Source organism: Conexibacter sp. SYSU D00693 (assembly GCF_017084525.1).
In the GTDB taxonomy this organism is placed as follows: Bacteria; Actinomycetota; Thermoleophilia; order Solirubrobacterales; family Solirubrobacteraceae; genus Baekduia.
In genome coordinates this window covers 2474502-2489367 of sequence record NZ_CP070950.1, presented here as the reverse complement: position 1 = coordinate 2489367, position 14866 = coordinate 2474502, and the positions used below count along the sequence as shown (strand labels likewise).

Sequence of the window (14866 nt, the reverse complement as noted above, 5' to 3'; positions counted from 1 at the left end):
GGCAGCCGCACGCGGTACGCGCACAGGTCGCAGTTCATCCGCACGTCGCCCTGCAGCGCCTCGCGGTAGCGCTCGAGCACGAGCTTGGCCAGCCGCCGGTCGGGTCCCAGGTGCCCGGCGCCGCGGACCTCGACCTCCGGGTGCCGGCGCCCCCACTCGGCGGCGCGCTCGTAGATGCGCGGCACGAGGACGCCGGTGAAGAGCAGCAGCGGTGCGACGACCACCGTCCGCGCGCCGAGCAGGCGCAGTCGCTCGCAGGCGCCCGCGACGTCGGGCTGCGCGACGCCCGCGAACGCCGGCTCGACCCAGCCCAGGCCGCGGCCGTCCTGCAGCAGGCGGGCGACCTTGAAGAGGTCGGAGGTCGCGTCGGGGTCGCTGGAGCCGCGGCCGACGAGGACGACGCCCACCTGGGACGGGTCGTCGGTGCCGATCGCCTCGCGGATGCGCTCCTCGGCGACGTCGAGCACGACCGGGTCGATCCCGAGGTCGCGGCCCATCGTGAAGCGCACGCCGGGGTGGCGGGCACGCGCCCTGGCCAGCGTGGCGGGGCCGTCGTTCTTGAGGTGGCCGGCGGCGAGCAGGACGAGCGGGACGGAGACGACGTCCCGCGGCGCGCCCGCCGAGACGAGCTTGTCGATGGCCTCGTCCACCAGCGGCTCGGCGAGCTCGATGAAGCCGAACTCGACCGGCAGGTCACCCGCCGCGTCGCGGACGTGCTGGGCCAGCGCCCAGAACTCCTCCACGCCGTCGGCGTCGCGCGTGCCGTGGCCGACGACGACGAGCGCCGGCGGGGCGGCGACGAGCTGCTCGGTCACGCCGCACCTCGCGCGAGGACGGTGGCGAGCGCCGCGACCAGCGGCAGCGGCAGGACGGCGACCCACGCGGCCAGCGGTGCGCGGGGCGAGAGCGACGACACGGGCAGCGACCCGTCGAAGCCGCGGGCGAGCATCGCGCCGTGCACGCGTTCGCCGCGCTCGAAGCAGCGGACGGCGAGCGTCCCGGCGGTCTGGCCGATCGCCCGCGCCTGCCAGAGGAAGCGCGGGTCGTCGCCCCGCGCGACGCGCGCGAGCTGCATCCGGCGCAGCTCCTCGAGCACGACCTGGAGGTAGCGGATGGCGAACGCCGCGATCGCCGTGAGCTGGCGCGGCGCCCGCAGCCGGTCGAGCCCCGCGAGGATCTCCGGCGCGGTCGTCGTCGCGGCGAGCACACCGGTGGCGAGCACCGCGAGCGTCGCCTTGCAGAGGATCCCGCCGGCGGCCAGCAGGCCCTCGTGGCGGTCCTCGGCGAAGAACGGCAGGGCCACGACGAACAGGACGAACGGCACCTCGATGACGAGGCGGCGCAGGAGGAACATCGCCTCCACGCGCGCGAGGAGCGCGACGGCGCCGAGCAGCGCCGCGTCGACGGCGAACGGCCAGAAGACGCCGTGCGGGACGAGCGCCGCGCAGACGACGAGCAGGACCGTCGCGGCGACCTTCACCTCGGGCGCCAGGCGGTGCACGACGGTCTCGACCGGCTCGGCCTCGGCGAGGTGGGCGACCGTCACAGCTTGCCCCCGCGCACGCCGTCGCGGTTGGCCGGGACGATCACCGTCGACATGTACGGCCCCGAGCCGTCGCGCTCGCCGGCGGCCCGCACGTCCTGGTCGCCGAGGCCGAGCTGCTCGCCGTAGACCGCCTCGTCGAGCCGGTCGTGGTCGCGCAAGGTCTCGAGGACCTGCGGCAGCCGGCGCCCGCCCTTGTAGACCACGACGGTGTCGGCGACGCCGAGCGTCTCGCGAAGCTTGTCGTCGCCCGCCGTGTAGGGCAGCAGCGCCAGCGCCTCACGGCCCTCGGCCAGGACCGTGCCCGAGCGCGATGCGAGGTCCTGCATCGCCGTGATGCCCGGCACGGTGCGCACCTCGACGTCCGGCACGAGCTCCCGGACGGTGTGGGCCATGTAGGTGAACGTCGAGTAGATGTTGGGGTCGCCGATCGTGGCGAACGCCGCCGTGCCCCCGGCGGCGACGACCTCGGCGATCGCCGCGCCCGCGCGGTCCCAGTTGCCCGAGCGCGCGTCGTCGTCGCGCATGGCGAAGAGCAGGCGGGTGATGCGCTGCGGGTCGACGTGGGGCGCGACGACGCGCTCGGCGCGGCCCGGCGTCTCGCCGCTGTCGGTCTCCGGCACGAAGACGCGGTCGGCGGCCTGCAGGGCGTGCAGCGCCTTGAGGGTCAGGTGCTCGGGGTCGCCGGGGCCCACGCCGACACCGATCAGGACGCCGCTCACGCCGCGACCTCCCGGGCGGCCGCCGCGGCGACGAGCCGGCCGGCGACCTCCGGCGTCGCCGCCCAGTGCGTGTGCAGGTAGCTGGCGTGCACGCCGCCCACGACGAAGCCCTCGGCGCGCTCGGTCCCGCGGGCGCGCAGCCTCCACGCGGGTGCCTCGCCCGCCACGGGGTCGGTCGCCGAGTAGTGGAACTCGTGGCCGCGCAGCGTCGTGCCGGCGGGGAAGACCGGGTGGTCGCTGGGCGCGGTGGCCTCGCGGTAGCCGAGCTGGAGGCGCCCGGTCATCCGCGCGGTGGCGGGGACGACGTCGCACATCGGGTGGCCGTCGAGCTCCTTGGCCAGGTAGAGCAGGCCACCGCACTCGGCGAGCACCGGACCGCCGCTGCGCGCGAACGCGCCCACGTCGGCACGCAGCGCGGCGTTGGCGCCGAGCTCTGCGCCGAAGACCTCGGGGAAGCCGCCGGCGAGCAGCAGCGCCCCGGTGCCCTCCGGCAGGGCCTCGTCGTGCAGCGGGTCGAAGGCGACGAGCTCCGCACCGGCGGCCTCGAGCGCCTCGAGGTTCTCGGCGTAGTGGAAGGAGAACGCGCGGCCCTTCGCGACGGCGATGCGCGGCCGGCGGGGGTCGGCGGCCTCGCGCGCGGGCGGCGCCCACGCCTCGCCCGGGGTGTCCGGCGCGGTGCGGGCGAGCGCGAGCAGACCCTCGAGGTCGCAGCCGGCGGCGACGTGCGCGGCGAGGCTGGCGAGCGCGCCCTTGGCCTTCGCGACGCGCTCGTCGACGGGGACCAGGCCGAGGTGGCGCTCGGGGGCCTCGACGTCGGCGTTGCGGGTGAGCGAGCCCAGGACCGGGATGCCGAGCGGCGCGAGGGCCTCTTCGAGGATCGCGGTGTGGAACTCCGAGCCGACGCGGTTGAGGATGACGCCCGCGACGCGGACCTCCGGGTCGAACGTCGCGTAGCCGTGGACGATCGCGGCGACCGAGCGCGCCATCGCGGCGGCATCGACGACGAGGACCACCGGGGCGTCGAGGAGCTTGGCGACGTGCGCGGTCGAGGCGAGCTCGCCACGACCCGAGGCGCCGTCGTAGAGGCCCATGACGCCCTCGACGATCGCGACCTCCGCGCCGGCGGAGCCGTGGCGGAAGAGCGGCGCGACGAGCTCGGGGCCGGAGAGGAAGGCGTCGAGGTTGCGCCCCGGCCGGCCGGAGGCCAGCGCGTGGTAGCCGGGGTCGATGAAGTCCGGGCCGACCTTGAAGCCGGTGGCACGCACGCCGCGGGCGCACAGGGCGCCGAGCAGGCCGGAGGCGACCGTCGTCTTGCCGGCGCCCGACGACGTGCCGGCGATGACGAGGCGCGGGATCACGCCGCCACCGCCTCGACGTCGGCGCCGCAGTGCTCGCCGGTGCGCGGGTCGGTGCCGTGGTCGGGGCAGACGGTGAGGGTCCCGCCGGCCCCGCGGGCGGCGTCCCACAGCGCGCCGAGCAGCTCGGCGTCGATGGCCTCGAGCGCCGCCACCTTCGCGTCGGCGTCGAGCGCGTGCGCGGCCTCGTCGGGCGCCCCGACGTGGACGACCACCCGCTCGGCGCCGCCGTCGACGGCGGCCAGGGCGGCGGCGAGCTTGGCCCGCAGGTTCGTGTGGACCTCGCCGGTCGCGCCCGCGGGGACGACCGACCGGGCACCGAGCATCCGCGCGGCGCCCGCGGCGGCGCCCGGACCGGAGACGACGACGGTGCGGGCGTCGAGGACCCGGGGCAGCGCGGCGCCGTCGCCCCAGACGCGCCACGGCGCGGGCAGCCGCGGGGCGGTCGCACCCACCGCGAGGCCGCGGTGGCCGCGCAGGTGGTGGAGCCCGAGGTCCTCCAGCGCGCGCCGCGCCTCGCCGGCCGTCGCGCGCGTGCCGTCCTCGCGGTGCAGGTCCACGCGCCACGCCCGCGCGCCGGCCGGGACGTCGATCCCGGCGGAGGCGGCCTCGAGCAGCCCGCGGGACACCGGCGCGCGCGGCGGCGCGCCCAGGAGCGTCGGGATGCCGGTCTCGCTGCCCGCGGGCAGGCCGGCGGGCGTCGTCGCCACGCGCCGGACGGTCCCCGCGGCGCGCAGCGCGTCGAGCACGGGCGTGCGCGCCCGCTCGAGCGACGTCGGCTCACGGCCGTGACGGGGCTCGGCGCCGCCGTCGGGGATGACGAGGACCGCTACCACTCGATGCCCTGCTGGGCGCGGATCCCCTGGTCCATCGGGTGCTTGACCTTGGTGACCTCGGAGACGAGGTCGGCGGCGTCGATGAGCCCCTGCGGGGCGTCGCGGCCGGTCACGACGACGTGCTGGAAGCCGGGCCGGTTCATCAGCGTGTCGACGATCTCCTGCTCCTCGATCCACCCGTACTTGATCGCGTAGGTCAGCTCGTCGAGCAGGAGGAACTCGTAGCGCTCGTCGGCGATGCGGCGCTTGACCTCGTCCCAGCCCGCGCGCGCCTTGTCGGCGGACTCCTCGAGGTCGCGGGAGATCCAGGTCCAGCCGTCGCCCATCTTCTCCCAGTCGATGCCGCCCAGCGCCTCGGCCGCCTTGGCCTCGCCGACCTTCCACTTGCCGGACTTCACGAACTGGAAGACGCCGCACCGGTAGCCGCGGGCCCACGAGCGCAGGAGCATCCCGAAGGCGGAGGTGCTCTTGCCCTTGCCGTGGCCGGTGATGACGATCAGCAGCGGCTTGTCGCGCGGCTTGCGGCGCTTGGGCTCGGCCGAGCCCTGGTCGTCGGGGGTGTGAGGGACGTCGATCTCGGTGCTCATGCGGCGCTCCGTGCGGCCGTGGACGGGATGGTGCTGGAAGCGGGGTGCAGCGCGCTGAGCGGCAGCAGGCGGGCACCCGCCGCGTCGGCCAGCCGGCGGGCCAGCCCCAGCCGGACCGCGCCCTCCTCGGCGTCGAACACGACGACGCCGCCGGCGCTGCGCGCGAGCGCCGCCGCCGAGCGCTCGGCGGCGGCGCGGCCCTCGGGACCGCCGCTCGCGCGGCCGTCGGTGACGACCAGCACGAGCGCGCGCCGGCGCGGGTCCTTGCGCTGCTCGGCGGCCACCAGCGCGCCGGCGCGGTCGAGGCCGGCGGCCAGCGGGGTGCGCCCGCCGGTGGCGACGTCGTCCAGGAGCGCGGCGGCGCGCTCGACCGACGACGTCGGCGGCAGGACCAGCTCGGCGCCGGTCCCGCGGAAGGTGACGAGCGCCACGCGGTCGCGGCGCTGGTAGGCGTCGAGCAACAGGCCGAGCACCGCGCCCTTGACGGCCGCCATCCGCCGCCGCGCGCCCATCGAGCCCGACGCGTCGACGCAGAAGACCACGAGGTTGCCCTCCCGCCCCGCCCGCACGTGCTCGCGCAGGTCGCTCGCCGCGAGCGCCGGCCCGCCGGACGTCGCCCGCCGCTGCGCCGCGGCCCGCAGCGTCGCGGCGACCGCGAGGTCCCGGACCCCGGCGCCCAGCGGCGGCCGTGAGTCCACCGGCTGCGTCCCCTCGCCACCCGCCGCGCTGCGCCGGCCCGGCGCACCCGCGCCCCGGCCCTCGAGCGCCAGCAGCGGCGCCACGCCGGGCGCGGCAGCCCGCTCCCGCCGCTCCTTCGCCCCCGAACCACCGCGACCCTGCTGACTCCGGTCTCCCACGCCGGAGATGACAGGGTCAGCGTCGGCCCGGCCTGGACCCTCACCCGCCTCGCCGGCAGGACCACCCCCGCCCACGCCAGACGGCGCCGGCTCAGACGACGACCCTCCCTCACCGCGCGGTTCGCCCGAGCCCGCGCCCCCGCCACTCGGAGAGCCAGGCGGCTCGGGCTCGTCGTCGGGCCCGCCAGCAGCGTTCGCGATCGCGTCGTCGAGCTCCTCGGACGACAGCCCCGGCTGCTCCAGCGGCCCCCTCCGCCGCCGGTGTGCCAGCGCGAGCATCGCCGCCCGCCGCACGTGCTCCTCAGCGACCTCGTCGACCCCGTCCAGCGCCGCCAGCGCCACCGCGGTCCGGGCGCACACGATGTCCGCCCGCAGCCCGTCGACCCCCAGCGACGCGCAGACGCTCGTGATGAGCGCCAGGGCGCGATCCCCGAGCCGGACGGACGACAGCCGATCGCGAGCGTCAGCGACGCGCGCAGCGACCGCGGCGTCGTCGGCCGCGAACGAGGCCGCGAACCCCGCCGGGTCCGCGTCGAACGCCAGCCGCCGCCGCACGACCTCCATCCGCTCGTCCTGCTCGGTCGACCCGCGCACCTCGACCGAGAGCCCGAAGCGGTCGAGCAGCTGCGGGCGCAGGTCGCCCTCCTCGGGGTTCATCGTCCCGACGAGCAGGAACCGCGCCGGATGGTCGACGGAGACCGCGTCGCGCTCCACGTGCACGTGGCCGAGCGCCGCGCTGTCGAGCAGCACGTCCACGAGGTGGTCGGCGAGGAGGTTGACCTCGTCGACGTAGAGGATCCCCCGGTGGGCCTGGGCCAGCAGCCCCGGCGCGAACGCCGCGGCGCCCTCGGCCAGCGCCCGGTCGAGGTCGAGCGTCCCGACGACGCGGTCGGCCGTCGCGCCCAGCGGCAGCTCGACCAGCCGCGCCGGCCGCTCCACCACCCGCGAGCCGTCGTGCGGGCCGTCCGGGCAGGACTCGACGCGGGGCTCGACCGCGTACGCGCAGTCCTCGAAGACCGCGACGTCCGGCAGCAGCGGCGCCAGCGCGCGCACCGCGGTCGACTTCGCCGTCCCGCGCTCGCCGCGCACCAGCACGCCGCCGATCCGGGGATCGACCGCACAGGCCAGCAGCGCCTCGCGCAGGGCGTCCTGCCCCACCACGGCGCTCCACGGGAACCCGACTGCCCGGCTCACGGCGTGGCGGCCTCCTCGAGGTCGTCCTCGACGGACAGGAACGTCTCCTTCAGCGCGTCGATCGTGCCGTCGCCGGGCTGCTCCCACAGGCCGCGGTCGGCCGCCTCGAGCAGCCGCTCGGTGATCGCCCGCAGCGCCCACGGGTTCGAGCGCTTCATGAACTCCTGGACGTCGGGGTCGAGCACGTACTTCTCGCTCAGCGCCTCGTACATCCAGTCCTCCACGACGCCGGTCGTGGCGTCGTAGCCGAAGAGGTAGTCGACGGTCGCCGCCAGCTCGAAGGCGCCCTTGTAGCCGTGGCGGATCATCGACGCGATCCACCGCGGGTTGGCGACGCGGGCGCGGAACACGCGCCGCGACTCCTCGGCCAGCGTGCGGGCGTGGACCCGCTCGGGGTCGGCGCTGTCGCCGATCATCGCCCGCGGCTGCTCGCCGGAGAGGTGGCGGACGTAGGCCACCATCCCGCCGTGCTCGGCGAAGTAGTCGCCGGAGTCCAGGAGGTCGTGCTCGCGCGTGTCGACGTTCTTGACCGCCACGTCGATGCGGGCGAACTGCTCGCGCATCGCCGAGCGCGCCTCGACGCCGTCCAGACCGCGGCCGTAGGCGTGGCCGCCCCAGGCCTCGTAGACCGCGGCGAGGTCGCCGTCGTCGCGCCAGTTGCGCACGTCGATGAGCTGCAGCAGCCCCGCGCCGTACGAGCCGGGCGGCGTGCCGAAGACGCGCGTCGTCGCGCGCCGCCACGCGGCCTCCTCGGAGCCCAGCTCGGCCAGGAGCCGCTCGCGGTCCTCGAGCGCGTGCTTGCGCACGAAGTTCTGCTCAACCGGCTCGTCGAGGCCGGCCACGAGCGTGACCGCGTCGTCGAGCAGGTGCACGAGGCCCGGGAACGCGTCGCGGAAGAAGCCCGAGATGCGCACCGTCACGTCGATGCGCGGGCGGCCGAGCTCCTCGAGCGCGATCGGCTCGAGGCCGGTGATCCGCCGCGTCTCCTGGTGCCACGTCGGCCGGACGCCCAGCAGCGCGAGGATCTCCCCCGCGTCGTCGCCGGCCGTGCGCATGGCGGCGGTGCCCCAGACGACGATGCCCACCGTCTCGGGGTGCTCGCCGCGGTCGGCGACCTCCCGCGCGAGCAGCGCGTCGGCCAGCCGCGTCCCGGTGTCGTAGGCGAGGTCGCTCGGCAGCGCCTTCGGGTCGACCCCGTAGAAGTTGCGCCCCGTCGGCAGCACGTCGATGCGCCCGCGCGTGGGCGAGCCCGACGGCCCGGCCGGCACGTGGCGGCCGCGCAGGCCGCCGACCAGCGCGTCCAGCTCGCCCGACGTGCCCCGCAGCCGCGGCACGACGTCGGCGGCGCCGAAGCGCAGCGCCGCGACGACGCCCTCGTCCTCGTGGCCGAGCACGTCGGCGCAGAGCCGCGTCGCGGCGTCCGCGTCCCAACCCGTCGCCTCGAGCGCCAGCAGCAGCGCGCGCTGCGCGTCCTCGAGGCGGTCGACGAGGTCGGCGTTCGTGCGGTCCGGGCCGGGGAAGCGCGCGAAGAGCGCCGGCGGCAGGTCGGCGGGCGTGGCGGCGGCATCGGCCAGCAGCGCCGGCTCGTCGAGCCCGAAGGCCCCGCCGATCGCGCGGCGCAGACCCGGCACCGAGCCCGGGGCACCCAGGCGCAGGATCGCCGCCAGCAGCCCGCGGAACTGCTCGCCCTCGGGCACGCGACCCAGGACGTGCAGGCCGTCGCGGACCTGGATGTCGGCGATCTCGCAGAGGTAGCCGTCGAGGTGCTCGATGAGCTCGCCGAACTCCTCGAGCTCGGGCTGCTCGGCGGCCTCGATGCCGAGGTCGCGGTGCAGCTCGGCCTCGTGCAGCAACGTCCAGATCCGCGTCGCGAGCGTCGGCAGCTTCGCCGGGTCCAGCGCCTCGGCGCGACCGAAGTCGTCGAGCAGCTGCTCCATCTGGGCCAGCTCGTCGTAGGTCTCGGCGCGCATCATCGGCGGCACGAGGTGGTCGACGACGACGGCGTGGGCGCGGCGCTTGGCCTGCACGCCCTCGCCGGGGTCGTTGACGACGAAGGGGTAGAAGAGCGGCGTGTCGCCCAGGCACGCGTCGGGCGCCGATGCGTTGCTTAGCCCGAGGCCCTTGCCCGGCAGCCACTCGAGCGTGCCGTGCTTGCCGAGGTGGACGATCGCGTCGGCACCGAAGACCTCGTCGAGCCAGCGGTAGGCCGCGAGGTAGTGGTGGGCGGGCGCGAGGTCCGGGTCGTGGTAGATCGCGACGGGGTCCTCGCCGAAGCCGCGCGGCGGCTGGATGGCGACGAAGACGTTGCCCAGCCGCAGGCCGGCGACGACGAAGTCGCCGTCGTCGAGGTACCACTCGCCCGGCGGCGGCCCCCACGTCTCGGTGATCGAGGTGCGCAGCTCCTCGGGCAGCGTCTGGAACCACCGCGCGTAGTCGGCGGCGGGCAGGCGCGCGGTCGACGTCTGCAGCTGCTCGTCGGTGAGGAACTCCTGGTCGTGGCCGCCCGCGGCGATGAGCGCGTGGATCAGCGCGTCGCCATCGGCGAAGTCGTGCTCCACGACGTAGCCGGCGTCGCGCAGCGCGTCGAGCAGGGCGAGCGCCGAGGCCGGCGTGTCCAGCCCCACGGCGTTGCCGATCCGCGCGTGCTTCGTCGGGAACGACGACAGGACGATCGCGACCTTCGCCTCGCCCGGCGCCGTCTTGCCCAGCCGCGCGTGGCGGACCGCCAGGCGCGCCATCCGGCCGCAGCGCTCGAGGTCCGGGCGGTAGTGCAGGACCGGCGTGCCGACCGGCGAGGCGCCGCCCTCCTCCAGCGGCTCCTTGAACGACACCGGGACGCCGATGATCCGCCCGTCGAACTCGGGGATCGCGACCTGCATCGCCGCGTCCAGCGGCGTCAGGCCCATGTCGCTCTCCTCCCAGCGGGCGCGGCTCGTCGTCGCGCACAGCGCCTGGAGCACCGGGACGTCGAGCGCCTCCAGTGCCTCCGCCTGCCAGTCCTCGGCGTCGCCGGCGTGGGCGCCGCCGGACGCGAGCACCGTCGTCACCAGCGCGTCGACCCGCCCGCGCAGCTGCTCGAGCACCGGCACGCGGCCCTCGGCGTCGGGGCGCAGCGAGTAGGACCAGGCGCACAGCGCGTTGGCGCCCGCCGCCTCGACCTCGCGGGCCAGCGCGTCGACGAACGCCGTGTTCCCGGTCACGCGGTGCGAGCGGTAGAAGACGATGCCGACGGTCGGCTTGGCCGGGTCGAAGGCCGCCACCGCGTCGTCCAGCGCCACGTCGCCGCGGCCGGGGACGTAGACCCCGAGGTCCGGCAGCTCGCGCGGCTCTTCGAAGCCGTCGCCGCGCAGCAGGAACGAATCCGCGAGGAAGCGCAGGAGCTGGGCGGTGTTCTCCACGCCCCCGTGGCGCAGGTAGGCGAAGGCCTGGGCGACCGCGCCGGCCGGCACCGTCGAGAGCTCCGCGAGCTCGGCGTCGGGCTCCGCCTCGCCCGCGAGCAGGACGAGGGCCAGGCCGTCGCGCTGGGCTCGCGCGCGCAGCGCCGCGACGCCCTCCGGCCACGCGCGGCGGCCGCCGAGCAGGCGGACGACGACGACGCGGGCGTCCTGGAGGACGTCGTCGAGGAACGGCTCGACGTCCTCGACGCCGTACGGGTTCGCGCACCGCACGCGCGGGAAGTCGTCGGGCAGCTCGGCCACGGCGTGGGCGGCGGCGAGGACCTCGGTGTCGGCGGTCGTCAGGAAGGCGAGCAAGCGGCACCTCCGGGCGCCAGGACGGGGAGGTCGGACGGGGCGCCGTCGCGCAGGAGCGCGAGCAGCGCGTCGGTGTCGCAGTGCTCCTCCACGAGGTCCCCGAGGACGTCGAGGTGGCGCTCGCGCACCGCGGCGAACGGCTCGTCGCCGGGCGCCCAGTCGCGCCCCCGGTGGGCGGCGACCCACTGCAGGATGGCACGGCGGACCGCGTCGCCCTCGAGCAGGCCGTGCCATGAGGTCCCGAGGACGACGCCCGCGGCGCAGCCCTCGCCCGCGGACGAGCCGTCGTCGATGAGCGGATCGGCCCCGTGGCGCTCCGGGCGCCCGTGGCGGATCTCGTAGCCCGTGGCGGGCGCGCCGAAGGCCGTGCCGGCGACGTGGCGCAGGAGCTTGTCGGCCGCGAAGGTCGTGCGGACCGGCAGGAGCCCGAGCCCGGCGACGACGCCGGCGCGCGACTCGACCTCGTCGTCGATCTGCTCGCCGAGCATCTGGAAGCCGCCGCAGACGCCGAGCACCGGGTCGCCGGCCGCCACGCGCCGGGCGAGGGCGGCGTCCAGGCCGTCGGCCCGCAGCCGCTCGAGGTCCTCGACCGTCGCCTTCGTGCCCGGTAGGACGACGAGGTCGGCGCGCGCGACGTCGGAGGCCGAGCGCGTGAAGCGCACGCGGACGCCCGGCTCGCTCGCGAGCGCGTCGACGTCGGTGAAGTTGCTCATCCAGCGCAGGCGCACGACGGCGACCTCGAGCGTGTCGGTCCCCGCGGCGGGCTTGGCCTCGGGCCGGGGCGCGTCGAGCGCCAGCGAGTCCTCGACGTCGAGCCACAGGCCCTCGCGGAAGGGCAGGACCCCGAGCGTCTCACGGCCGGTGAGCGCGCGGATCTGGTCCAGGCCCGGCGCGAGGATCGAGGCGTCCCCGCGGAACTTGTTGATGAGGAAGCCGGAGACCAGCGCCTGGTCGGCGGGCTCGAGGAGCGCCAACGTCCCGTAGAGCGAGGCGAAGACCCCGCCGCGGTCGATGTCGCCGACGAGCAGGACCGGGAGGTCGGCGGCCCGCGCCAGGCCCATGTTGGCCAGGTCCCCGGCGCGCAGGTTGATCTCCGCGGGCGAGCCGGCGCCCTCGCAGACGACGACGTCGAAGCGCGAGCGCAGGTCCGCCAGCGCGGCGAGCACCGGCGCGCGCAGGCCGAGCTTGAGCTCCTGGTAGGAGCGCGCGTCGGCGTCGGCGTAGGGCTTGCCGTTGAGGACCACCTGCGAGTGGCGGGTGCCCGACGGCTTGAGCAGCACCGGGTTCATCGCCGCCTCGGGCTCGATCCCGGCGGCGGCCGCCTGCATCGCCTGCGCGCGGCCGATCTCCGCCCCGCCGCGCGTCACCGCGCTGTTGAGCGCCATGTTCTGGGCCTTGAACGGCGCGACGGACACGCCGCGGCGCGTGAGCCACCGGCAGATCCCGGCCGTCACGAGCGACTTGCCGGCGTCGGAGTGCGTCCCCGCGACGAGCAGCGCGCCGCTCACGCCGCCACCGTCGCGTTGACGCGCGTCACGGTCCAGCGCCCGGCGTGGGCGTGGAGCTCGGTGAACGACAGGGGGGAGACGTCGACCCGCCAGAACGCGCTGGCCGGCGCGTCGAGCGCGCAGACGACGGCCGCCTTGACCACGCCGCCGTGGGTGACCGCGATCGCGCGGCCGTCCTGCGCGGCCTGCTCGTCGAGCCACGCGCGCACGCGCGCGAGCAGCTGCGTGAGCGACTCGCCGCCGTGCGGCGCCGCGTCCGGGTCGGCCATCCACGCCGCCGTCGCGTCCGGGTCCTCGGCGTGGACCTCGGCGAGCGGGCGGCCGGCCCAGGCGCCGAAGTCGCACTCCGCGATCGCCGGCTCCACCGTCACCGGGTCCAGGCCGGCCGCCGCCGCGGTCTCCCGCGCGCGGCCGGCGGGGCTGGCGTAGGCGACGTCCGTGCGCGGCAGCGCCCCCGCCAGCGCCCGCGCGGCCACGCGCCCGCGCTCGTCCAGCGGCTCGTCGCCGCCGAACGCCGCGGCGCGCACGGCTGACGTGGTGGCGTGCCGCACGAGCACGAGGCGCCGCACCGCCGCTCAGGCCGGCTCGGCCATCGGCGCCCGCGCACCCGCGCGCGCCGCCCGCAGCGAGAGGATCCCGTACGCCGTCCCCAGGCCCGCCCACAGGATCGCCTGCGTCCCGAGCGCGCTGAGGCGGAACTCCCACAGCAGCGTCGGCGGGAAGTCGGCCGGGACCTCGTCGAGCTTCGGCATGCCGAGGTAGAGCACCGCCGCCAGCGCGAGGAACGTCGCGCCGGCCGCGACCGGCCGCTTCCACGGCGCGTCGTCGGCCACGGCGTTGCGCACCCGGTAGGCGGCCAGCAGGGCGAAGATGCCGCCCGCGAGCATCGCGAGGTACTGCCACGTGCGCTCGTTGATCGTCTCGGGGTCGCCCACCGCCGGCGGGTTGGCCGGGTACTTGAGGAACGGCAGCAGGACGAGGGCCACGAAGAGCAGCCCGGCCAGCCGCGTGGACAGCTGCCAGTCGTCGCGGGCGGCCATGCGGCCGCGGACGACGGCGAAGACCAGCGCGAAGAGCGCGCCGAAGCACGTGCCGTAGAGGATCGTCGCCAGGAAGAGGCCGCCGCGCTGCTCGCCCCGGCTGACCGACCAGTCCGAGATGTGCGCGAGCACGGGCGTCAGCGCCGCGGAGGCCGAGCCGGCCTCCTCGATGTCGATCGCGTCCTGGACCAGCGGCTCGCCCACGAAGAACGCGAACACGCCGGCGAGCAGGCCGCCGATGGCGCCTGCGACGAGCCCCCGCTTGATCAGCGGGAAGACCATGTCACCGAGCTGCCTAGTGGCAGGGGACGCCGAGCAGGTGCCGGCCGTCGTGCATGACCTCGTGGAGCCAGAGGCCGGTCTGCGAGACCGCGCCCTGGTCGAACGCCATGAGGAAGATGCCGAGCAGCGCGGCGAACGCCACGATCAGCGCCGGACGGAGGTCCTTGAGCGGGATCGGGGTCGGGGCGGTGGTGGTGTGGTCCACGGTGGTGAGCCTCCTACGGGGATCGAGCGTCCCCGGACGATGGGCACACGACGGACGAGTCTCGGACTTCCCTTGGCGGGTCACCGTGGCGCGACCGTGCCGGACTTGCACCGGCTTCCTCGCGTCGTCGTGCGGAAGGGTCGGGACCCTACACGCCGCCGTGGCGCCGCGCCACGGCGGCGTCAGCCCGCCGGTTCGCCGCGGACCTGGAGCACCCGCGTGAGGGTGACGAGGAGCAGGCCGCCGGCCAGGTTGCCGAGGACCGCGAGCGGGAGGTTCTGCGCCAGGTCGCCCATGTCGGCGCTGTCGGCCGTGCCGGCGAAGATGCCGAACGCCATCTCCCCGACCGAGACGACGGCGTGGTTGAGGCTCGGCGCGGCCAGGAGGAAGCCGATGAGCATCGCGATGAGGATGCGGGCGATGTCGGTCTGCACCGCGTGGGTGAGCCACGTGAAGAGCGTCATCACGGTGCCGGCGACGACGGCGCTGAGGCTCGCCGCGACCATGTCGCGGTCGGCGAAGGTGTCGGCGATCGTGCCGGCCGCGTCGAGCGACTCGGGCGGGACGAGGCCCGCGCGCGTGAAGATCGCCGCCAGCAGCAGGAGCCCCGCGACGTTCGCCACGAACGTCACCGCCCACAGTCGCGCGAGGCTGGCCGGCCCGCGGCGGCGGCGCAGCACCGCGGCCACCGGCACGAGGAAGTTCTCGGTGAACAGCTCGGAGCGACCGACCACGATGAGCACCAGGCCGATCCCGAAGACCAGCGAGCCGCCGACGTGGGCGATCTCCGCGGGGACCGCCACGTGGAGGGCGCCGCTGACGACGGTCAGGGCGAGGATGCCGAGCATGACGTCCACGCCGCCCACCACGCCGGTGGCGGCGAGGGCCGTCGTCCCCCGGCTCAGCCGGCGCTCGCCTTCGTCGGTGCTCTCGTCGTAGATGTCGTCGGGGTCGCGGCCGCTCACCCGGGGGCGCTACCCGGCGT

General features: G+C 76.2%; 12 protein-coding genes, 1 pseudogene and 1 riboswitch. All 13 genes and pseudogenes read right to left on the bottom strand.

Annotated elements, in window-relative coordinates:
- Positions 1 to 86: 86 nt before the first annotated feature.
- Positions 87 to 815: pseudogene (locus JUB12_RS22345) on the bottom strand (sirohydrochlorin chelatase); the annotation flags it as partial.
- Entirely contained in the window at positions 812 to 1546 is a 735-nt protein-coding gene (gene cbiQ, locus JUB12_RS12290; RefSeq protein WP_205695694.1) for a cobalt ECF transporter T component CbiQ, read from the bottom strand. The pseudogene JUB12_RS22345 and the gene cbiQ, both read right to left, overlap by 4 nt.
- Positions 1543 to 2265, bottom strand: coding sequence for a precorrin-2 C(20)-methyltransferase (cobI, locus tag JUB12_RS12285; RefSeq protein ID WP_205695693.1), 723 nt, complete (start codon positions 2263 to 2265; stop codon positions 1543 to 1545). The genes cbiQ and cobI overlap by 4 nt, the downstream gene beginning before the upstream one ends.
- On the bottom strand, positions 2262 to 3623 hold the full coding sequence (locus JUB12_RS12280) for a cobyrinate a,c-diamide synthase (RefSeq protein WP_205695692.1): 1362 nt from the start codon (positions 3621 to 3623) through the stop codon (positions 2262 to 2264). The genes cobI and JUB12_RS12280 overlap by 4 nt, the downstream gene beginning before the upstream one ends.
- The gene (locus JUB12_RS12275) at positions 3620 to 4456 is read right to left on the bottom strand and encodes a hypothetical protein (RefSeq protein ID WP_205695691.1); all 837 of its coding nucleotides are present in this window, start codon (positions 4454 to 4456) and stop codon (positions 3620 to 3622) included. Before JUB12_RS12275 ends, JUB12_RS12280 begins: the two co-directional genes overlap by 4 nt.
- Positions 4450 to 5043 carry a cob(I)yrinic acid a,c-diamide adenosyltransferase gene (cobO, locus tag JUB12_RS12270; protein WP_205695690.1) on the bottom strand — a complete coding sequence of 198 codons (594 nt, stop codon included), beginning with the start codon at positions 5041 to 5043 and terminating at the stop codon, positions 4450 to 4452. Before cobO ends, JUB12_RS12275 begins: the two co-directional genes overlap by 7 nt.
- Entirely contained in the window at positions 5040 to 7094 is a 2055-nt protein-coding gene (locus JUB12_RS12265; RefSeq protein ID WP_205695689.1) for a VWA domain-containing protein, read from the bottom strand. The genes cobO and JUB12_RS12265 overlap by 4 nt, the downstream gene beginning before the upstream one ends.
- Positions 7091 to 10846 carry a cobaltochelatase subunit CobN gene (gene cobN / locus JUB12_RS12260; protein ID WP_205695688.1) on the bottom strand — a complete coding sequence of 1252 codons (3756 nt, stop codon included), beginning with the start codon at positions 10844 to 10846 and terminating at the stop codon, positions 7091 to 7093. The genes JUB12_RS12265 and cobN overlap by 4 nt, the downstream gene beginning before the upstream one ends.
- Entirely contained in the window at positions 10831 to 12354 is a 1524-nt protein-coding gene (locus tag JUB12_RS12255; protein WP_205695687.1) for a cobyric acid synthase, read from the bottom strand. The genes cobN and JUB12_RS12255 overlap by 16 nt, the downstream gene beginning before the upstream one ends.
- A complete protein-coding gene (locus JUB12_RS12250) occupies positions 12351 to 12923 on the bottom strand; it encodes a histidine phosphatase family protein (RefSeq protein WP_205695686.1) in 573 nt (190 codons plus the stop codon). The genes JUB12_RS12255 and JUB12_RS12250 overlap by 4 nt, the downstream gene beginning before the upstream one ends.
- Before the next feature lie 6 nt (positions 12924 to 12929).
- Positions 12930 to 13676 carry a CbtA family protein gene (locus JUB12_RS12245; protein ID WP_205695685.1) on the bottom strand — a complete coding sequence of 249 codons (747 nt, stop codon included), beginning with the start codon at positions 13674 to 13676 and terminating at the stop codon, positions 12930 to 12932.
- A 13-nt stretch (positions 13677 to 13689) separates the two neighbouring features.
- Complete coding sequence (locus tag JUB12_RS12240; protein ID WP_205695684.1) at positions 13690 to 13881, bottom strand: CbtB domain-containing protein; 192 nt, start codon at positions 13879 to 13881, stop codon at positions 13690 to 13692.
- A 56-nt stretch (positions 13882 to 13937) separates the two neighbouring features.
- A riboswitch (cobalamin riboswitch) is annotated at positions 13938 to 14002 on the bottom strand.
- A gap of 61 nt (positions 14003 to 14063) precedes the next feature.
- On the bottom strand, positions 14064 to 14846 hold the full coding sequence (locus tag JUB12_RS12235) for a formate/nitrite transporter family protein (protein ID WP_205695683.1): 783 nt from the start codon (positions 14844 to 14846) through the stop codon (positions 14064 to 14066).
- Positions 14847 to 14866 lie beyond the last annotated feature (20 nt).